The following is a 19,258-nucleotide window of genomic DNA, read 5'->3' on the forward strand; positions in this document are numbered from 1 at the left end:
GTGCGGGTTTGAGGGATAATGGCTGCTTGGTTTACACCGGCAGCCATTTTTCATTTCTACTTCCATGAACGAACCCCAGAATCCAGCACTTGCCGCCATGATGCAGCGCGCCGTGGCCGAGCGTGTCTATAATTTCTCGCCCGGTCCGGCGGCGCTGCCGACCGAGGTGCTGCTGCAGGCGGCCGAGGAGATGCTGTCGTGGCACGGCACGGGGGTGTCGGTCATGGAGATGAGCCACCGCAGCCGCGAGTTCGAGAGCATCCACGCCGAGGCGCTGGCCGGCCTGCGCGAGCTGCTGCGCGTGCCGAAGAACTTCCGCATCCTGTTCCTGCAGGGCGGCGCCATCGGCGAGAACGCGATCGTGCCGCTGAACCTGATGCGCCGCGTGCATGCCGAGCGCCCCAAGGCCGATTTCGTCGTCACCGGCAGCTGGTCGGTGAAGTCCGAGCAGGAAGCGCGCCGCTATGGCGAGGTCAACATCGCCGCCACCAGCGCCGCGCAGAAGTTCACGCGCATCCCCGACGTGTCCGAGTGGAAGCTGTCCGACGACGCGGCCTACGTGCACCTGTGCACCAACGAGACCATCGGCGGCGTCGAGTTCCACACCGTGCCCGACGTCGGCCAGAGCCGCGACGGCGGCCCGGTGGTGGTGGCCGACGTCTCCAGCCACATCCTGTCGCGCGCGGTGGACTGGTCGCGCATCCAGGTGGCCTACGGCGGCGCGCAGAAGAACATCGGCCCGGCCGGCGTGACCATCGTGATCGTGCGCGAGGACCTGCTCGGCCACGCGCATCCGCTGTGCCCGTCCGCGTTCGACTGGCGCCTGGTGGCCGAGCACAATTCGATGTACAACACGCCGCCGACCTACGCCATCTACATCGCCGGCCTGGTCTTCAAGTGGCTCAAGGCCCAGGGCGGCGTGGACGCGATCGAGCAGCGCAACATCGCCAAGGCGGACGCGCTGTACCGCTTCCTCGACCAGAGCGCGTTCTACCGCAACGAGATCGACCCGGCCTGCCGCTCGCGCATGAACGTGCCGTTCTTCCTCGCCGACGAGTCGCGCAACGACGCCTTCCTGGCGGGCGCGCGCGCCAACGGCCTGGTGCAGCTCAAGGGCCACAAGTCGGTCGGCGGCATGCGCGCCAGCCTCTACAACGCCATGCCGCTCGACGGCGTGCTGGCGCTGATCGAGTACATGCGCGAGTTCGAGCGCAGCGCGGCCTGAACGTTGTCCCCGGCCCGGCGCGGCGCAGCCCGCGCCTTGCCGCGCGTCCGCGCCCAGGCGTGAGCCGGGAGGGTGCCGAACGGGCGCAAACCGGTCTTTTTCAGAGCCGCCTTGCAAGGAGGCGGCGCAGCGGATCCATACGATGACAAACCAAGACAAGCACAGTGCGCGGGCGGCGGCGCCGCAGGACAACGCCGCGGCCGAGAAGGCGCTCGGCGTCGAGCTGACGCCGCTGCGCGAGCAGATCGACGCGCTCGACCGCGAACTGCTCTCGATGCTCAACCGCCGCGCGCAGCTCGCCCTCGACGTGGGCGAGGTCAAGAAGAAGTACGGCGCGCCGGTGTTCCGCCCGGAGCGCGAGCTGCAGGTGATCCGCAAGGTGCAGGGCGCCAATCCGGGCCCGCTGCTCGACGACAGCGTGGCCTCGATCTGGCGCGAGGTGATGTCGGCCTGCCGCGGGCTGGAGAAGCCGCTCGAAGTGGCCTTCCTGGGGCCGGCCGGCACCTTCTCCGAGCAGGCGCTGTATGCGCATTTCGGCCATGAGGTGAGCGGCGTGCCGTGCCCGAGCATCGACGAGGTGTTCCGCGCGGTGGAAGCCGGCACCGTCGAGTACGGCGTGGTGCCGGTAGAAAACTCCACCGAGGGCGCGGTGTCGCGCACGCTCGACCTGTTCCTGCAGACCTCGCTCAAGATCAGCGGCGAGATCGCGCTCAAGGTGCACCACAACCTGATGGCGTCGTCGCCCGACATGCAGGGCGTGACCGTGGTGCGCGCCCACGCGCAGGCGCTGGCGCAGTGCCAGCACTGGCTCACGGCCAACTATCCGCACCTCGAGCGCCAGGCGGTGTCGAGCAACGCGGAGGCCGCGCGCATGGCCAGCGAGGACCCGACCTCCGCGGCCATCGCCGGCGAGTCGGCGGCCAACCGCTATCACCTGCACATGGTGCGCACGCATATCCAGGACGACCCGCACAACCGCACCCGCTTCGCGGTGATCGGGCGCTACGAGACCGAGCCCTCGGGTTGCGACCAGACCTCGATGATCCTGTCGGTGCCGAACAAGGCCGGCGCGGTCTACCAGCTGCTCGCGCCGCTGGCCGACAACGGCGTGTCGATGTGCCGCTTCGAGTCGCGCCCGGCGCGCAGCGGCGCGTGGGAGTACTACTTCTACGTCGACGTGGAAGGCCACCAGAACGATGCCGCGGTGGCGCGCGCGCTGGAGGAACTGCGCCGCAACGCGGCCTATTTCAAGGTGCTGGGCTCGTACCCGTCCAGCAAGTAAGGCCGGGACGGCAGGCAGACAGGCGGCAGGCAGATGGCAGCATAGCGGCCGGGCAGCGACCGGCAAGGAGTCGACATGGCAGAGCAGGGCAGGCAGTTCGGTCCCGAGTACGTGCGGGCGATTTCACCCTACGTGGCGGGCAAGCCGATTTCCGAGGTGGCGCGCGAGTTCGGCCTCGACGAAGCCGCCATCGTCAAGCTGGCCTCGAACGAGAACCCGCTCGGCATGCCCGAGTCCGCCCGCACCGCCATCGCCGCCGCGGTGGCCGAGCTGGGCCGCTACCCCGACGCCAACGGCTTCGGGCTGAAGGCCGCGCTGTCGGCCCGCTTCGGCGTGCCGGCCGACTGGCTCACGCTGGGCAACGGCAGCAACGACATCCTCGAGATCGCGGCGCACGCGCTGGTCAGGCCGGGCGAGTCGATCGTCTATGCCGAGCACTCGTTCGCGGTGTACGCGCTCGCCACGCAGGAAGTCGGCGCGCGCGCGATCGAGGTCAAGGCGCGCGACTACGGCCACGACCTGGACGCGATGGCCGCCGCGATCGCGCCGGACACGCGCCTGGTCTTCATCGCCAATCCCAACAACCCGACCGGCACCTTCCTGCCGGCGGCCGCCATCGAGGCCTTCCTGGCCAGGGTGCCGGCCAATGTGGTGGTGGTGCTGGACGAGGCCTACAACGAATACCTCGACGACGCCCAGCAGTACGACTCGGTGGCGTGGGTGCGCCGATACCCGAACCTGCTGGTCTCGCGCACCTTCTCCAAGGCCTACGGGCTGGCCGGGCTGCGCGTCGGCTACGCGGTGGCGCAGCCGGCGCTGACCGACCTGCTCAACCGCATCCGCCAGCCGTTCAACGTCAACAGCCTGGCCCAGGCGGCGGCCATCGCGGCGCTCGGCGACACCGCCTTCCTCAAGCGCAGCGCCGAGCTGAACCGCGCCGGCAAGGCGCAGCTGGTGGCCGCGTTCGACCGGCTCGGCCTGCAATACGTGCCGTCCTCGGGCAATTTCGTGCTGGTGCGCGTGGGCCGCGACGACGGCGCCGGCGCGCGCGTCAACCTGGCGCTGCTCCGGCAGGGCGTGATCGTGCGGCCGGTCGGCAACTACAACCTGCCGCAATGGCTGCGCGTGACCATCGGCCTGCCGGAAGAGAACGCGGCCTTCATCGCGGCGCTCGAGAAAGCGCTCGGATAGCCGGTCCCGCCCTCGTTTTTCTCCGCTTCGCGGCCGGTGCCCGCCCGATCGGCGCCGCCGCGGCCGGGCGGAGCGGATACAATGCCGGATTCCCGAACTTTCGTGCCTGGCAGCGTATTCCCGTGACCGATCCTGCGTCCGCTCCCTATTTTTCCCGTGTCGTCATCGTCGGCGTCGGCCTGATCGGCGGCTCGCTGGCGCTGGCGCTCAAGCGTGCCGGCGTGGTCGGCACCGTGGTCGGCGTGGGCCGCTCGCAGGCTTCGCTCGAGCGCGCGCTCAAGCTCGGCGTGATCGACGAGGCCGCCACGCTGGAAGAGGCCGCCAGGGGCGCCAGCGTGATCGTGCTGTGCGCGCCGGTGGCGCAGACCTTTGCGTTGCTCCATGCACTCGAGCCGCATCTCGAGCCCGCCACCATCGTCACCGACGCGGGCAGCACCAAGTCCGACGTGATCGTGGCCGCCAAGACGGCGCTGGGCGACAAGGCCGCGCAGTTCGTGCCGGCGCATCCCATCGCGGGACGCGAGCTGAACGGCGTCGAGGCCGCGCTGGCCGATCTCTACGACGGCAAGCGCGCCGTGCTGTGCCCGCTGCAGGAAAACAGCCGCCTCGACGTGGCCGCCGTGCGCGCCATGTGGGAAACCGCGGGCGCGCACTGCGACGTGATGTCGGCCGTGCAGCACGATGCCGTGTTCGCCGCGGTCAGCCACCTGCCGCACCTGCTGTCCTACGCGCTGGTGGCGCAGGTGGCCAATGCCGAGGATGCCGCGCTCAAGCTCGATTTCGCCGGCGGCGGCTTCCGCGATTTCACGCGCATCGCCGCGTCCTCGCCCGAAATGTGGCGCGACATCTGCATCGGCAACCGCGAGGCCATGCTGAGCGAGCTGTCGACCTACCAGGCCATGCTCGCCCACCTGAAGACCCTGATCGAGAAAAGCGACGGCGCGGGCCTGGAGCGCATCTTCCAGCGCGCCAGCCGGGCGCGCCTGCAATGGGGCGCGCAGCGCGCGCCCGCCGTCAACGCCGAACCCTGACCGCCACCCACACCGCGGCGGCCCGCCACCGGCGGGGCGCCGCACAACCCGCTCGCAGATCATGGAACACCTCACGCTCGGTCCCCTCACCCGCGCCTCCGGCACGGTCCGCCTGCCCGGCTCCAAGAGCATCTCCAACCGCGTGCTGCTGCTGGCGGCGCTCGCCGAAGGCGAAACGCGCGTACGCGACCTGCTCGATTCCGACGACACCCGGGTGATGCTGCAGGCGCTGCGCACGCTCGGCGTGGAGTGGCGGCAGGAAGACGGCGCGTGCGTGGTGCGCGGCGCCGGCGGCAACTTCCCCAACAAGTCGGCCGACCTGTTCATGGGCAACGCCGGCACCGCGATCCGCCCGCTCACCGCGGCGCTGGCGCTGCAGGGCGGCAGCTACAAGCTGTCCGGCGTGCCGCGCATGCACGAGCGGCCGATCGGCGACCTCGTCGACGGCCTGCGCCAGATCGGCGCGAAGATCGACTACCTCGGCACCGAGGGCTATCCGCCGCTGCAGATCTCGCCGGCGCCGATCCGCATCGACGCGCCGATCCGCGTGCGCGGCGACGTCTCCAGCCAGTTCCTGACGGCGCTGCTGATGACGCTGCCGCTGGCCGACGCCGCCGCCGGCACCATCGAGATCGAGGTGATCGGCGAGCTGATTTCCAAGCCCTACATCGAGATCACGCTCAACCTGCTGGCGCGCTTCGGCATCGAGGTCCGGCGCGAAGGCTGGTCGCGCTTCATCGTGCCGGCGCGCGCGGCCTACCGCTCGCCCGGCGAGATCTTCGTCGAGGGCGATGCCTCGTCGGCCTCGTATTTCCTGGCGGCCGGCGCCATCGGCGGCGGCCCGCTGCGCGTGGAAGGCGTGGGCATGTCGAGCATCCAGGGCGACGTGAAGTTCGCCGAGGCGCTCAACCGCATGGGCGTCAACGTCATGGCCGGCGCCAACTGGATCGAGGTGCGCGGCACCGAGCGCGACGACGGCCGCCTGCGCGGCATCGAGCTCGACTGCAACCACATCCCGGACGCCGCCATGACGCTGGCGGTGGCGGCGCTGTTCGCCGACGGCCCGACCACGCTGACCAACATCGCGAGCTGGCGGGTCAAGGAAACCGACCGCATCGCCGCGATGGCCACCGAGCTGCGCAAGCTCGGCGTGGAAGTGGAGGAGGGCGCGGACTACCTGAAGGTGACGCCACCGTCGCAATGGCAGACGCCGGCCGCCGGCATCGACACCTACGACGACCACCGCATGGCGATGTGCTTCTCGCTGGCCGCGTTCGGCCCGCTGCCGGTGCGCATCAACGAGCCGGGTTGCGTGGCCAAGACCTTCCCAGATTATTTCGAGGTATTCGCCTCTGTGACGCGCTGATCACCGCGCGCGCCCGTGCGCGCCTGCCCCAGTAGCGGCCGGCGGCGTAATGCGCCACAGTAAGAGGATGCGCCGCGCGGCGCCGGCCGGCACTCTTGGCACTCTTGTTAGGAAGATTGATTTTTGTCCTGTTTCAATAAGCAATGACTATCGTCGACGTCATCACAATCGACGGGCCCACCGCCTCCGGCAAGGGCACCGTAGCGCACAAGGTGGCCGATGCGCTCAGCTTCCACTTGCTGGACAGCGGGGCCCTGTACCGCCTGGTGGCGCTCGCCAGCGAGCGGGCGGGCATCGACGCGCAGGATGTCGAGGGGCTTGCAAAACTGGCCACCCGCCTCGATGTCAAGTTCGGCCCGGACCGGGTCTGGCTCGGCGGCGAGGAGGTCAGCCTGGCCATCCGCGCCGAGGCCACCGGCAACCGCGCCTCCGCCATCGCCGTGCACCAGCCGGTGCGCGACGCGCTGACGGCGCTGCAGCGCGGTTTCCGCAAGCTGCCCGGGCTGGTTGCCGACGGGCGCGACATGGGCACCGTGATTTTCCCGGGCGCCCGCCTGAAGGTGTTCCTGACCGCAAGTGTCGAGGCGCGCGCTCGCAGGCGCTATAAACAATTGATTGATAAGGGAATTTCTGCTAATATCGAAGACCTTTTGCGTGACCTCGAGTCGCGCGACCTGCGGGATCGCACCCGCACGGCCGCGCCGCTGCGTCCCGCAACGGATGCGCGGCTGCTCGACACCTCCGAGATGACGGTGGATCAGGCAGTGGCGCAGGTGCTGGAGTGGTACGCCGCGCAGGGTTGCTGACCCGCGCCCGGACCGCTGCGCGCCGAAGTGCCGGTGGCGCCCGCATGCGCGGAACCGCCGGTGTTGTTCAACCTGACCCCGCTGCCCAGGCAGACTGAGCGCGATCCTCGCGCCGGCCCGAGTACTGCGGATTGCTAAACAAGTTTATGTCCGACCTGCAAACTAACGAATCCTTTGCCGCACTGTTCGAGGAATCGATCGCCCGCTCCAATATGAAGGCTGGCGAAGTGATTTCCGCTGAAGTCGTGCGCATCGACCACAACTTCGTGGTCGTCAACGCCGGCCTCAAGTCCGAAGCCTTTGTGCCGGTGGAGGAGTTCCTGAACGACCAGGGCGAACTCGAAGTGCAGGCCGGCGACTACGTCTCCGTGGCCATCGACGCGCTCGAGAACGGCTATGGCGACACCATCCTGTCCCGCGACAAGGCCAAGCGCCTGGCATCGTGGCTGAACCTCGAGAAGGCGCTGGAAGACGGCGAGATCATCTCGGGCACGGTCACGGGCAAGGTCAAGGGCGGCCTGACCGTCATGGTCAACGGCATCCGCGCGTTCCTGCCGGGCTCGCTGGTCGACGTGCGTCCGATCAAGGACACCACGCCGTACGAAGGCAAGACCCTGGAATTCAAGGTCATCAAGCTGGATCGCAAGCGCAACAACGTGGTGCTGTCGCGCCGCGCCGTGGTCGAAGCGACCCTGGGCGAAGAGCGCCAGAAGCTGATGGAAACCCTGAAGGAAGGCGCCATCGTCAACGGTATCGTCAAGAACATCACCGACTACGGCGCGTTCGTGGACCTCGGCGGCATCGACGGCCTGCTGCACATCACCGATCTGGCATGGCGCCGTGTCCGCCACCCCAGCGAAGTGCTGTCGGTCGGCCAGGAAATCACCGCCAAGATCCTCAAGTTCGACCAGGAAAAGAATCGCGTCTCGCTGGGCGTGAAGCAGCTGGGCGAAGATCCGTGGGTCGGCATCTCGCGCCGCTACCCGCAAAGCACCCGCCTGTTCGGCAAGGTGACCAACCTGACCGACTACGGCGCGTTCGTCGAGATCGAAGCCGGCATCGAAGGCCTGGTGCACGTGTCGGAAATGGACTGGACCAACAAGAACGTGGCCCCGTCCAAGGTTGTCCAGCTCGGCGACGAAGTCGAAGTCATGGTGCTCGACATCGACGAAGACAAGCGTCGTATCAGCCTGGGCATGAAGCAGTGCAAGGCCAATCCGTGGGACGACTTCAGCCGCAACCACAAGAAGGGCGACAAGCTGGCCGGCCAGATCAAGTCGATCACCGACTTCGGCGTGTTCATCGGCCTGCCCGGCGGCATCGACGGCCTGGTGCACCTGTCGGACCTGTCCTGGCAGGAAACCGGCGAAGAAGCCGTGCGCAAGTACAAGAAGGGCGACGACGTGGAAGCCGTGGTCCTGGGCATCGACGTCGACAAGGAACGCATCTCGCTGGGCATCAAGCAGCTGTCGGGCGATCCGTTCAACAACTTCATCTCGGCCAACGACAAGGGTTCCCTGGTCAACGGCACCATCAAGACGGTGGATGCCAAGGGCGCCGTGGTGCAGCTGGCTGACGACGTGGAAGGCTACCTGCGCGCGTCCGAAATCTCGGCCGACCGCGTGGAAGATGCCCGCAACGTGCTGAAGGAAGGCGAGCAGATCACCGCCCTGGTGGTGAACGTCGACCGCAAGTCGCGCAACATCAACCTGTCGATCAAGGCCAAGGACAGCGCAGAGCAGCAGGAAGCGATGCAGAAGTTCCAGGCCGATACCGGCACCGCCGGCACGACCAACCTGGGCGCGCTGCTGAAGGCCAAGCTCGGCCAGGACAACCAGTAAGCATCGGTTCACTCCTGCCAGCGGATGCCCATGACCAAGTCCGAGCTTGTCGAAAAACTGGCTGCCCGGTTCCCGCAGTTGTTGCTGCGGGATGCGGACATCTCGGTCAAGACGATCCTCGATGCCATGTCCGAAGCATTGGCCGATGGCCACCGCATCGAGATTCGCGGATTCGGCAGTTTTGGTCTGAACCGGCGTCCGCCGCGCGTGGGGCGCAACCCCAAGTCCGGCGAGAGGGTGCTGGTGCCCGAGAAACGGGTGCCGCACTTCAAGGCGGGCAAGGAGTTGCGCGAGCGGGTCGACCGCAGCCTGGTGACACAGGCCGCCGGTAACGGCGGCGGTGGCGCTGGTGCCATCGCCGGCGGCAACCACGTTGGCAATGGCAATGGCAGCAATGCCAGTGCCAATGGCAACGGCCACGGCGCGGTCCATGCGGCAACGGCGCACGGACAGCCCAAGCCGGCAGTCGCCGGCGGCGTGCTGCACGACGATGCCGGGCTGAAGCTGGCCCGTTCCTGAGTTGCTGCGATTCGCTCGCAATATGCCTGGATAGTCGAAAAAGCGCCCCGCATCGGGGCGCTTTTTCATTATGCGGACGTACAAGAGGTTACCGTTGGCGCGAGACGATTCCGCTACAATGCCGGAAATCCACAGAGGGGCGTCGCCGCCCGCTGGCCCGATGTCCGCATCGGCCTGCATTGCCGGAGCCCGATGCCTTACCTGCCGCCTGAAGTCCGCATGAAATCCTCCTGACGTCCGCATGAAACTTGTCGCCTGGATCATCCGCATTGTCCTGTTCGCGCTGCTGTTCGTGCTGGCGTTGCGCAATACCGCCGACGCCTCGCTGCGGCTGTTCTTCGACGCCGTCTGGCGCGCGCCGCTGATCCTGATCCTGCTGGCCGCCTTCGGGCTCGGCATCGTCGCCGCGCTGGCCGCGGTGGCGCCGGCGCTGATGCGCCAGCGCATCGAGATGGGCCGGCTGCGGCGCGCGCTCGGCGAGGCGCGCAGCCAGCCGCCGGAAGCCCCGCGCGATCCGCAGGCCGCCGCGTCCGGCGTTCCCTACAACGTAGTCGGCCCGAAAGTCTGAGCCATGATTTTTGAAACCTGGTGGCTGCTTGCGCTGCCGCTCATCTTCGGCCTCGGCTGGATGGCCGCGCGCTTCGACGCGCGCCAGCTCCTGAGCGAGCAGGGCGCCTTGCCCCGCTCCTATTTCAAGGGGCTGAACTTCCTGCTCAACGAGCAGCCCGACCAGGCCATCGATGCCTTCATCGAAGTGGTGCGCCTGGACCCCGAGACCACCGAGCTCCACTTCGCGCTCGGCGCGCTGTTCCGCCGCCGCGGCGAGACCGAGCGCGCCATCCGCGTGCATCAGAACCTGGCCAGCCGCCAGGACCTGCCCGACGCCGAGCGCGAGCACGCGCTCTACGAGCTCGGCCAGGATTACCTGCGCGCCGGCCTGCTGGACCGCGCCGAGGAATCGCTGCGGCGGCTGATGTCCGGCCCCTACGCGGCGCCGGCCAAGCACGTGCTGCTCGAGCTCTACGAAGTCGAGAAGGAATGGAAGAAGGCCATCGACGCCGCGCGCGAGCTGCAGCCGCTCGAGCAGAAGGACTACAAGGTGCAGATCGCCCAGTTCTGCTGCGAGCTGGCGCAGGACGCGCTGCAGCGCAAGCAGCCCGACGAGGCGACCGGCTGGCTGCGCCAGGCCATCGAGGAAAATCCCGCCAACGTGCGCGCGCCGATGCTGCTCGGCGACGTGGCGATGGCCGCCGGCGACGTGGCCGGGGCGCTCGGCCACTGGTTCGGCATCGAGCAGCAGGATGCGTCCTACCTGCCGCTGGTGGCCGACCGCGTGGTCAAGGCCTACCGCCAGCTCGGCGACGAGGGCAAGGCCCTGGCATGGCTGCGCGGCCTGCTCAAGACCAGCCTGGCGCCCGAGCTGCTCGACAGCGCCTACCGCGCCGAGCTCGAGCTGCACGGCGCGCCGGCCGCCGCCACGCTGATGCGCGAGCAGTTGCGCCGCCAGCCTTCGCTGCTGGCGCTGACCAAGTATTTCGAGGCCCAGGCCGCCGAAGCGGCGCAGGCGCAGGAAGCGCCCGCCAATATGCCCGCCGACGTGCCCGCCGGTGTTGCGGCGGTGGCGTCGCCGGCCGCCGGCCAGGACATCGCGCAGGCGCAGGAAGTCGCGGCGATCCGCGACCTGCTGCAGCATCGCACGCGCAACCTGGCCCGCTATACCTGCCGTGAATGCGGTTTCCGCGCGCGGTTGTTCTATTGGCAGTGCCCCGGCTGCAACCGTTGGGAAACCTACGCGCCGCGCCGTTCGGAGGCACTCGGCTGACGCCCCGGCGTCGCACGCCAATCCCTATCTGGAGTACAAGCTATGAAAGTCACCGTTATCGGCAGCGGCTACGTCGGTCTAGTGACCGGGGCCTGCCTGGCCGAACTGGGCAACGACGTGTTCTGCCTGGATGTGGACGAGCGCAAGATCGCGCTGCTCAACGCCGGCGGCGTGCCGATCTACGAGCCGGGCCTCAAGGAACTGATCCTGCGCAATCGCGAGGCCGGCCGGCTGACCTTTTCCACCGACGTGGCGGCGAGCGTCGAGCACGCCGACGTGCAGTTCATCGCGGTCGGCACGCCGCCCGACGAGGACGGCTCGGCCGACCTGCAGTATGTGCTGGCGGCGGCGCGCAACATCGGCCGCCACATGACCGGCTTCAAGGTGGTGGTGGACAAGTCGACCGTGCCGGTCGGCACCGGCGACCGCGTCGCCCAGGCGATCCGCGCCGAGCTGGCCGCGCGCAGCCTGGAAGACCTGCAGTTCTCGGTGGTGTCCAACCCCGAGTTCCTCAAGGAAGGCGCCGCGGTGGAGGACTTCATGCGCCCCGACCGCATCGTGCTGGGCTGCGACGCCGACGTCGCGGGCCGCCACGCCAAGGCCATCATGCGCCAGCTCTACGCGCCGTTCAACCGCAACCACGAGCGCACCTTCTACATGGACGTGCGTTCGGCCGAGTTCACCAAGTACGCCGCCAACTCGATGCTGGCCACGCGCATCTCGTTCATGAACGAGCTGGCCAACCTGGCCGACGAGGTCGGCGCCGACATCGAGCTGGTGCGCATGGGCATCGGCTCCGATCCGCGCATCGGCTATAGTTTCCTCTATGCCGGCGCCGGCTACGGCGGCTCGTGCTTCCCCAAGGACGTGCAGGCGCTGATGCGCACCGCGAGCGCGCACGGCAAGCCCATGCGCGTGCTGGAGGCGGTCGAGGCCGTCAACGACGCGCAGAAGCAGGTGCTGGCCGACAAGATCGTGCGCCGCTTCGGCGAGGATCTCGCGGGGCGCACCTTCGCGGTGTGGGGCCTGGCGTTCAAGCCCAACACCGACGACATGCGCGAGGCGCCGTCGCGGGTGCTGGCGCGCGCGCTGGTGTCGCGCGGCGCCGCGCTGCGCGTGCACGACCCGATCTCGATGGCCGAGGCGCGCCGCGTGCTGGAGGAGGACCTCGCCGACATCGAGGGCGGCTTCGCGCGCGTGCATTTCAGCGACGCGCAGATGGACACGCTGGACGGCGCCGACGCGCTGGTCATCGTCACGGAATGGAAGGTCTTCCGCAGCCCCGACTTCAACCAGATCAAGCGCCGCCTGACGGCGCCCGTCATCTTCGACGGACGCAATCTGTACGAGCCCGAGGCCATGCAGGAAGCAGGCATCGAATATCATGCGATCGGGCGGCCGACCACGACGCGCTAACCGAGAAACCAACGGGAAGAACAAGCCGACGCGCTGGCTGACGGACCGGGCCGCGTTGCCAAGGATTCCATGAGCAAGAACCACATTCCGCTGCAACAGATCAATCAAGCCCGCATCCTGGTGACGGGCGACATGATGCTGGACCGCTACTGGTTCGGCGACGTGGAGCGCATCTCGCCGGAAGCGCCGGTGCCGGTCGTGCAGATCAAGCGCAGCGACGAGCGCCTCGGCGGCGCGGCCAACGTGGCGCGCAACGCGGCCGCGCTCGGCGCCAGCGTCGGCATGCTCGGCGTGGTCGGCGACGACGAGCCCGGCCGCACGCTCGAGACCCTGCTGGCGGCCAGCCACGTGCAGCCTTACCTGCACCGCGACGCGAGCGTCAACACCACCATCAAGCTGCGCGTGGTGGCGCACCAGCAGCAACTGCTGCGCGTGGACTTCGAGAACCCGCCCGCGCACGAGGTGCTGCTTTCCGTGCAGGAGCGCTTCCAGACCCTGGTCAAGGAATACAAGGTGCTGGTGCTGTCCGACTACGGCAAGGGCGGGCTGGCGCACGTGGGCCGCATGGTGGAAGCGGGCCGCGCGGCCGGCTGCCTGGTGCTGGTCGATCCCAAGGGCGACGACTACTCGCGCTATCGCGGCGCCACGCTGATCACGCCCAACCGCGCCGAGATGCGCCATGTGGTGGGGGCCTGGAAGACCGAGTCCGACCTCACCATCCGCGCCCAGAACCTGCGCCGCGAGCTGCACCTGGAAGCGCTGCTGCTGACGCGCTCGGAAGAGGGCATGACGCTCTACACCGAGGCCGAAGTGCTGCACGTGTCGGCGCAGGCGCGCGAGGTCTACGACGTCTCGGGCGCCGGCGACACCGTGATCGCCACGCTCGCCACCATGCTCGGCGCGGGCGTGCCGCTCAAGGAGGCCGTGCAGCACGCCAACCGCGCCGGCGGCATCGTGGTGGGCAAGCTCGGCACCGCCGTGGTCACCTATCCTGAACTGTTCGGTACGCCGGCGCAGGGCGCGGCACCGTCTTCCGGCTCGCACGAGTCCTCACGCACATGACCATCATCGTTACCGGCGCGGCCGGCTTCATCGGCAGCAACCTCGTCAAGGGCCTGAACGACCGCGGCGAGGACAATGTCGTCGCCGTCGACAACCTGACGCGCGCGGAGAAATTCCACAACCTGGTCGACTGCGACATCCGCGACTACGTCGACAAGACCGAATTCCTGGCCCGCTTCGCGCGCGGCGACTTCGGCAAGGTGCGCGCGGTGTTCCACGAGGGCGCCTGCTCCGACACGATGGAGCACGACGGCCGCTACATGATGGAGAACAACTACCGCTACACGCGCGCGCTGATGGAAGCCTGCCTGGAGCAGGGCGCGCAGTTCCTCTACGCCTCGTCGGCGGCCACCTACGGCGCCTCGCAGGTGTTCCGGGAAGACCGCGAGCACGAGCAGCCGCTCAACGTCTACGGCTACTCCAAGTTCCTGTTCGACCAGGTGGTGCGGCGCACGCTGCCGTCGGCGCTGTCGCAGATCGTGGGCTTCCGCTACTTCAACGTCTATGGCCCGCGCGAGGCGCACAAGGGGCGCATGGCCTCGGTGGCGTTCCACAACTTCAACCAGTTCCGCGCCGACGGCACGGTCAAGCTGTTCGGCGAATACGGCGGCTACGGCCCCGGCGGCCACACGCGCGATTTCGTCTCGGTCGAGGACGTGGTGAAGGTCAACCTGTTCTTCCTCGAGCATCCGGACAAGTCGGGCATCTTCAACCTCGGCACCGGCCACGCGCAGCCGTTCAACGACATCGCCAGCGCCGTGGTCAACACGCTGCGCGAAGCCGAGGACAAGCCGCGCCTGAGCCTGGAAGAGCTGGTGCAGGAAGGACTGGTGGAATACATCAAGTTCCCCGACGCGCTGCGCGGCAAGTACCAGTGCTACACGCAGTCCGACATGTCGCGCCTGCGCGCGGCCGGCTACAAGGATGCGTTCTACACGGTCGAGGAAGGCGTGTCGCGCTACTGCCGCTGGCTGCTGCAGCGCCGGGGCTGAGGCCGCGCACCGCGGCCCGTGGCCGGATCGACGCGGAACCTTCGATTGCCGCCGGTCTGCTCTCCTCTCCCGCACGCGGGAGCGGGGAAAACGCAAGCGGCAAGCTGATCTTCCTGACAGCCTGGACGCGCGCTTCGGCGCGCGTTTTTCTTTTGGAGCCGCGCGCGGACACATCCTGGTAGCCGACGTGAACTTTGGTTGCAGGATGCGCCAGGCGCGCCGCGCGCTTCTATCCTCGGTCTTGCGGCGTCCGGCCAGGACGCGGCAACCTTCACAACGGACAGGAGAATCTCCAATGCGCAATCAGGCAATCAGGCAGTCGCTCATGCAACCGCTCGTGCAGTCACGCACGCGGTCGCTCATGCAATCGCTCAAGCAGTCGATTCCGCACTCGATCAGGCACTCGCTCGCGCAGTCGGTCAGGCTGGTGTCCAGGCATGCGGTGCTGGCGCTTGCGCTCTGCTTTTCGCTGGCGGGCGCGGCCCATGCCGCCGTCGACGTGAACACCGCCGACGAGGCCACGCTGGTGACGCTCAAGGGCATCGGCCCGGCCACGGCCAGCACCATCGTGGCCGAGCGCGCCAAGGGCGGGCCCTTCAGGGATGCGGCCGATCTCGCCGACCGCGTCAAGGGCCTGGGCCAAAAGTCGGTGGCGCGGCTGCGGGAAGCCGGCATGACCATCGGCGCGGGCGCCGCGCCGAAGCCCGCTGCCGCGGCCGTGGCGAAGAAGGAGGCCAGGCCCGCGGAGAAGGCGCCGGCCAAGGCCCTCAAGTAACCCGCGCTCCCCGGAGCGCCGCGCCGCGTGCCATCGCGCAAGCCGTCGCGCATGCCATCGCGCGCGGCGCGCGGCGCACCGTCGAAGCCCCGGCCGCGTCCGGGGCTTCCCGCCGTCATGCACCACGATCGTGGCAAGGCCGCATGCCCGCGCCGGCATGCGCTGGTACGGCTTGTGCTAGTCCCGGTGGCTTCGCATGAATGCGGCCGCGCGGTATCATGCGCACGCCCGCGCGGACCGAGCCGGCCGCGCGGCCACGACAAACCAACCCAGGCCGGATCTCCAGGCCAAGGACAAGAAAGGGAGCTCGACGATGGCAAATGGTGAGGACGCGGGATTCCTGCCCAGGTGGCGGCTGAAGACACATGGCGTGATCGCGCCCGACGAGCGGCTGCCTGCCGGCCAGACCGTGCTGGCGGGCATCCAGCACGTGGTGGCGATGTTCGGCTCGACCGCCATCGCGCCGATCCTGATGGGCTTCAATCCCAATATCGCGATCCTGTTCTCTGGCATCGGCACGCTGATCTTCTTCCTGTGCGTGCGCGGCCGGGTGCCGAGCTACCTCGGCTCGAGCTTCGCCTTCATCGCGGTGGTGATCGCCGCCACCGGTTATGCCGGCAGCGGCCCGAACCCGAACATCCCGGTCGCGCTCGGCGGCATCATCGCCGCGGGCGCGCTCTACCTCGTCATCGGGCTGGTGGTGCAGGCGGTGGGCTACCGCTGGGTGGAGCGGCTGATGCCGCCGGTGGTCACGGGCGCCATCGTCGCGGCCATCGGCCTGAATCTCGCGCCGGTGGCGGTCAAGGCCGTGAGCGGCGCGGCGCTCGACACCTGGGTCGGCCTGGCCACGGTGCTGGCGGTGGGCCTGGTGGCGGTGCACGCGCCGGGCATGCTGCGCCGCCTGCCAGTGCTGGTCGGCGGGCTGTTCGGCTACCTGCTGTACTACGTCTGCACCAACCTCATGGGGCTGGGCAAGGCCATCGACTTCTCCGGCGTGGCCGCGGCGAGCTGGTTCGGCCTGCCGGTGTTCACTTCGCCGGTGTTCCAGGCCAGCGCCATGCTGCTGATCGCGCCGGTGGCGATCGTGCTGGTGGCCGAGAACCTCGGGCACATCAAGGCCATCAGCGTGATGACCGGGCGCAATCTCGACCCGTACATCGGCCGCGCGTTCATCGGCGACGGCATCGCCACCATCATTTCGGCGGGCGGCGGCGGCACCGGCGTGACCACCTACGCCGAGAACATGGGCGTGATGGCGGTGACGCGGATCTACTCCACGCTGATCTTCGTGGTGGCCGCGGTGGTGGCGCTCATCCTGGGCTTCTCGCCCAAGTTCGGCGCGCTGATCCTGACCATCCCGGGGCCGGTGATCGGCGGCCTGACCATCGTCGTGTTCGGCCTGATCTCGGCCACGGCGGGGCGCATCTGGGTCGAGAACAAGGTGGACTTCTCCAGCTCGCGCAACCTCATCACGGTAGGCGCCACGCTGACCGTGGCCGCCGGCGACCTGACCCTCAAGCTCGGCGGCATGACGCTGGGCGGCATCGGCACCGCCACCTTCGGTGCCATCCTGCTGTACCACCTGCTGGGCGAGCGCAAGGGCGGCGAGGCCGAGGCCTGACGCTTGCTGTCCCGCCGGCGTTGCCATGAGGCGGGCTGTCGCAGCCGCGGCGGCCCGGCGCGCCTGCCGGCGCGAGTATTACGGCTGGATTACAATGTCCGCCGACATTCGGAATCCCGCTCATCATGGCCTACAAGACGATCGAAGACACCATCGGCAATACGCCGCTGGTGCAACTGCAGCGCATCCCCGGCGCCGCCGGCGCCCCGCGCGGCAACGTAATTCTCGGCAAGCTCGAGGGCAACAACCCGGCGGGTTCGGTCAAGGACCGGCCGGCGGTGTCGATGATCGCCCGCGCCGAGGCGCGCGGCCGCATCAAGCCGGGCGACACGCTGATCGAGGCCACCTCGGGCAACACCGGCATCGCGCTGGCGATGGCCGCCGCCATCCGCGGCTACAAGATGGTGCTGATCATGCCCGAGGACCTGAGCATGGAGCGCCGCCAGAGCATGGCCGCGTATGGCGCCGAGATCATCCTCACGCCGGTCAAGGGCGGCATGGAGTACGCGCGCGACCTCGCCGACTCGATGGAGCGCGACGGCCGCGGCGTGATCCTCGACCAGTTCGCCAACCCGGACAACCCGCTGGCCCACTACGAGACCACCGGCCCCGAGATCTGGCGCGAGACCGAAGGGCGCATCACTCACTTCGTCTCGGCGATGGGCACGACCGGCACCATCACCGGCGTGTCGCGCTACCTCAAGGAGCAGAGTGCCGCGGTGCAGGTGGTCGGCGCGCAGCCGGCCGAAGGCTCGCGCATTCCCGGCATCCGCAAGTGGCCGGAGGCGTACATGCCGAAGATCTACGATCCCAAGTACATCGACCGCACCGAACTGGTCAGCCAGGGCGACGCCGAGCACATGGCGCGCCGCATGGCGCGCGAGGAAGGCATCTTCTGCGGGATCTCCGCCGCCGGCGCGCTGTGCGTGGCGCTGCGCATCGCCGAGGAAGTGGAGAACGCCACCATCGTCTTCGTGGTGTGCGACCGCGGCGACCGCTATCTGTCCACCGGGGTGTTCCCGGCCTGAGGCCCGCGCCACAGGCATCGCGCGCATCGCACACATCGCGCGCGCCAGCAAAAAGCCCCGCTCATGGCAGCGGGGCTTTTTGTTTGCCGGCGGCGGCGACTGGCGTCAGGCCATCGCCGCCTTGACCGCTTCGCCGAGCTGGTACACCGCCAGCGCGTAGAAGAAGCTGCGGTTGTAGCGCGTGAGCACGTAGAAATTGCGCAGGCCCAGCATGTAGTCGGTGGTCTCGCCCGGCGTGGGCAGGTCCACCACCAGCACGCCGGTCTCGCCTTCGCGCGCGAGGTCGATCGGCTCGTCCACGCGCAGGCCGGCCTTGAGCAACTGGCTCAGCGTGCGGGTCGGCCAGGGCTCGCCGTCGGCCGCGGCCGTGGCGATGCCGCGGCTGCCTTCGTCGAGCGCGATGCGCCACGCCACCGGGCGGCCCTGTTCCCAGCCGTGCAGCTGCAGGAAGCGGCCCACGCTGCCGATGGCGTCGGTGGGGCTGTTGCGCAGGTCGATGTGGCCGTCGCCGTCGTAGTCGATGGCGTATTCGCGCAGGCTGGTGGGCATGAACTGCGGGATGCCGATCGCGCCGGCGTAGGAGCCCAGCACCGAGAACACGTCGGTGCCGGTGTCGCGGCACCACAGCAGGTAGTCGGAGAGCTGGTTGCGGAACAGCGTGGTGCGGGCCTCGCGGTTGGGCGTGTCGGGGTAGTCGAAGGCCAGCGTGGAGAGCGAGTCGATCACGCGGAACGTGCCCATGTCGCGCCCGTAGATGGTCTCCACGCCGATGATGCCGACGATCACCGAGGCCGGCACGCCGAACTCGGCCTCGGCGCGGCGCAGCGTGTCGCGGTTCTGCTGCCAGAAGCGCACGCCGGCGTTGATGCGGATCGGCTCGATGAAGCGCGAGCGGTAGGCGCGCCAGCTTTTGCGCCCCGGCGTGGCCGGCGGCATGATCAGGCGCGCCACCGTGGACGAATAGACGGTCTGGCCGAACCAGTCTTCGAGCGTGGCGCGCGGGAAGCCGTGGCGCGCCACCATGTCGTCGATGAACGCGCGGCTCCTGGGGTTGTCGCGGTAGCGGCCCGGCTCGATCTCTTCTTCGCGCACGCTCACGCGGCGCTTGCCGGCCGCAAGCAGGGCGGGGGAGACGCCGCACAAGCTCAATGCGGCAGCGGAAAGCGCGGCGCCCAGCAAGGGGCGGCGCAAGGAGCGCTGGATGTCGGTCATGGTGTCCTTTGCAAGTCGCTGCGAGTATAGCGGATGGTGCGCGCGCGGCGCCCCGCTGGGTGGCCGCGC

17 protein-coding genes are annotated in these 19,258 nt (G+C 68.7%); 16 read left to right on the forward strand and 1 reads right to left on the reverse strand.

Annotated features, from left to right (window positions below; all coding sequences use genetic code 11):
- The first annotated feature begins 64 nt into the window (after window positions 1-64).
- From serC to cysM, 16 genes are all read left to right on the forward strand, one after another.
- Window positions 65-1,225 carry a 3-phosphoserine/phosphohydroxythreonine transaminase gene (gene serC, locus KF708C_RS03715; protein WP_029043182.1) on the forward strand — a complete coding sequence of 387 codons (1,161 nt, stop codon included), beginning with the start codon at window positions 65-67 and terminating at the stop codon, window positions 1,223-1,225.
- Window positions 1,226-1,367: 142 nt separating this feature from the next.
- The gene (gene pheA, locus KF708C_RS03720) at window positions 1,368-2,507 is read left to right on the forward strand and encodes a prephenate dehydratase (RefSeq protein ID WP_059410788.1); all 1,140 of its coding nucleotides are present in this window, start codon (window positions 1,368-1,370) and stop codon (window positions 2,505-2,507) included.
- 75 nt (window positions 2,508-2,582) lie between these two features.
- A complete protein-coding gene (gene hisC, locus KF708C_RS03725) occupies window positions 2,583-3,698 on the forward strand; it encodes a histidinol-phosphate transaminase (protein ID WP_059410789.1) in 1,116 nt (371 codons plus the stop codon).
- 122 nt (window positions 3,699-3,820) lie between these two features.
- Window positions 3,821-4,729 (forward strand): prephenate dehydrogenase, encoded by a 909-nt coding sequence (locus KF708C_RS03730; protein WP_020200980.1) that lies wholly within the window; start codon window positions 3,821-3,823, stop codon window positions 4,727-4,729.
- A gap of 61 nt (window positions 4,730-4,790) precedes the next feature.
- On the forward strand, window positions 4,791-6,095 hold the full coding sequence (aroA, locus tag KF708C_RS03735; protein ID WP_059410790.1) for a 3-phosphoshikimate 1-carboxyvinyltransferase: 1,305 nt from the start codon (window positions 4,791-4,793) through the stop codon (window positions 6,093-6,095).
- 143 nt (window positions 6,096-6,238) lie between these two features.
- Complete coding sequence (gene cmk / locus KF708C_RS03740; protein ID WP_059410791.1) at window positions 6,239-6,901, forward strand: (d)CMP kinase; 663 nt, start codon at window positions 6,239-6,241, stop codon at window positions 6,899-6,901.
- 146 nt (window positions 6,902-7,047) lie between these two features.
- Window positions 7,048-8,742 carry a 30S ribosomal protein S1 gene (gene rpsA / locus KF708C_RS03745; RefSeq protein WP_020200984.1) on the forward strand — a complete coding sequence of 565 codons (1,695 nt, stop codon included), beginning with the start codon at window positions 7,048-7,050 and terminating at the stop codon, window positions 8,740-8,742.
- A gap of 30 nt (window positions 8,743-8,772) precedes the next feature.
- On the forward strand, window positions 8,773-9,261 hold the full coding sequence (locus tag KF708C_RS03750; RefSeq protein WP_043365284.1) for an integration host factor subunit beta: 489 nt from the start codon (window positions 8,773-8,775) through the stop codon (window positions 9,259-9,261).
- 241 nt (window positions 9,262-9,502) lie between these two features.
- A complete protein-coding gene (locus KF708C_RS03755; RefSeq protein WP_059410792.1) occupies window positions 9,503-9,829 on the forward strand; it encodes a lipopolysaccharide assembly protein LapA domain-containing protein in 327 nt (108 codons plus the stop codon).
- 3 nt (window positions 9,830-9,832) lie between these two features.
- Window positions 9,833-11,083 (forward strand): lipopolysaccharide assembly protein LapB, encoded by a 1,251-nt coding sequence (lapB, locus tag KF708C_RS03760; RefSeq protein ID WP_059410793.1) that lies wholly within the window; start codon window positions 9,833-9,835, stop codon window positions 11,081-11,083.
- Between the two features lie 42 nt (window positions 11,084-11,125).
- Entirely contained in the window at window positions 11,126-12,499 is a 1,374-nt protein-coding gene (locus tag KF708C_RS03765) for a UDP-glucose dehydrogenase family protein (RefSeq protein WP_020200988.1), read from the forward strand.
- A 69-nt stretch (window positions 12,500-12,568) separates the two neighbouring features.
- The gene (rfaE1, locus tag KF708C_RS03770; RefSeq protein WP_020200989.1) at window positions 12,569-13,561 is read left to right on the forward strand and encodes a D-glycero-beta-D-manno-heptose-7-phosphate kinase; all 993 of its coding nucleotides are present in this window, start codon (window positions 12,569-12,571) and stop codon (window positions 13,559-13,561) included.
- Window positions 13,558-14,553, forward strand: coding sequence for an ADP-glyceromanno-heptose 6-epimerase (gene rfaD, locus KF708C_RS03775; protein ID WP_059410794.1), 996 nt, complete (start codon window positions 13,558-13,560; stop codon window positions 14,551-14,553). The genes rfaE1 and rfaD overlap by 4 nt, the downstream gene beginning before the upstream one ends.
- A 361-nt stretch (window positions 14,554-14,914) precedes the next feature.
- Complete coding sequence (locus KF708C_RS03780) at window positions 14,915-15,328, forward strand: ComEA family DNA-binding protein (RefSeq protein ID WP_231586373.1); 414 nt, start codon at window positions 14,915-14,917, stop codon at window positions 15,326-15,328.
- Between the two features lie 313 nt (window positions 15,329-15,641).
- A complete protein-coding gene (locus tag KF708C_RS03785) occupies window positions 15,642-16,949 on the forward strand; it encodes a solute carrier family 23 protein (RefSeq protein ID WP_059410796.1) in 1,308 nt (435 codons plus the stop codon).
- A gap of 125 nt (window positions 16,950-17,074) precedes the next feature.
- On the forward strand, window positions 17,075-17,977 hold the full coding sequence (gene cysM, locus KF708C_RS03790) for a cysteine synthase CysM (protein ID WP_020200993.1): 903 nt from the start codon (window positions 17,075-17,077) through the stop codon (window positions 17,975-17,977).
- 105 nt (window positions 17,978-18,082) lie between these two features.
- On the opposite strand, the gene mltB is transcribed toward cysM, so the two are convergent.
- Window positions 18,083-19,189, reverse strand: coding sequence for a lytic murein transglycosylase B (mltB, locus tag KF708C_RS03795; RefSeq protein WP_059410797.1), 1,107 nt, complete (start codon window positions 19,187-19,189; stop codon window positions 18,083-18,085).
- Window positions 19,190-19,258 lie beyond the last annotated feature (69 nt).

Origin of the sequence: Cupriavidus basilensis, from assembly GCF_000876015.1 — a bacterium.
In the GTDB taxonomy this organism is placed as follows: Bacteria; Pseudomonadota; Gammaproteobacteria; order Burkholderiales; family Burkholderiaceae; genus Cupriavidus; species Cupriavidus basilensis_B.

Excerpts from the sequence above, each read along its gene's own strand:
- serC (WP_029043182.1), top strand. The coding sequence starts at position 65 with ATGAACGAACCCCAGAATCCAGCACTTGCCGCCATGATGCAGCGCGCC.
- pheA (WP_059410788.1), top strand. The coding sequence starts at position 1,368 with ATGACAAACCAAGACAAGCACAGTGCGCGGGCGGCGGCGCCGCAGGAC.
- hisC (WP_059410789.1), top strand. The coding sequence starts at position 2,583 with ATGGCAGAGCAGGGCAGGCAGTTCGGTCCCGAGTACGTGCGGGCGATT.
- aroA (WP_059410790.1), top strand. The coding sequence starts at position 4,791 with ATGGAACACCTCACGCTCGGTCCCCTCACCCGCGCCTCCGGCACGGTC.
- cmk (WP_059410791.1), top strand. The coding sequence starts at position 6,239 with ATGACTATCGTCGACGTCATCACAATCGACGGGCCCACCGCCTCCGGC.
- rpsA (WP_020200984.1), top strand. The coding sequence starts at position 7,048 with ATGTCCGACCTGCAAACTAACGAATCCTTTGCCGCACTGTTCGAGGAA.
- KF708C_RS03750 (WP_043365284.1), top strand. The coding sequence starts at position 8,773 with ATGACCAAGTCCGAGCTTGTCGAAAAACTGGCTGCCCGGTTCCCGCAG.
- KF708C_RS03755 (WP_059410792.1), top strand. The coding sequence starts at position 9,503 with ATGAAACTTGTCGCCTGGATCATCCGCATTGTCCTGTTCGCGCTGCTG.
- lapB (WP_059410793.1), top strand. The coding sequence starts at position 9,833 with ATGATTTTTGAAACCTGGTGGCTGCTTGCGCTGCCGCTCATCTTCGGC.
- KF708C_RS03765 (WP_020200988.1), top strand. The coding sequence starts at position 11,126 with ATGAAAGTCACCGTTATCGGCAGCGGCTACGTCGGTCTAGTGACCGGG.
- rfaE1 (WP_020200989.1), top strand. The coding sequence starts at position 12,569 with ATGAGCAAGAACCACATTCCGCTGCAACAGATCAATCAAGCCCGCATC.
- rfaD (WP_059410794.1), top strand. The coding sequence starts at position 13,558 with ATGACCATCATCGTTACCGGCGCGGCCGGCTTCATCGGCAGCAACCTC.
- KF708C_RS03780 (WP_231586373.1), top strand. The coding sequence starts at position 14,915 with ATGCAATCGCTCAAGCAGTCGATTCCGCACTCGATCAGGCACTCGCTC.
- KF708C_RS03785 (WP_059410796.1), top strand. The coding sequence starts at position 15,642 with ATGGCAAATGGTGAGGACGCGGGATTCCTGCCCAGGTGGCGGCTGAAG.
- cysM (WP_020200993.1), top strand. The coding sequence starts at position 17,075 with ATGGCCTACAAGACGATCGAAGACACCATCGGCAATACGCCGCTGGTG.
- mltB (WP_059410797.1), bottom strand. The coding sequence starts at position 19,189 with ATGACCGACATCCAGCGCTCCTTGCGCCGCCCCTTGCTGGGCGCCGCG.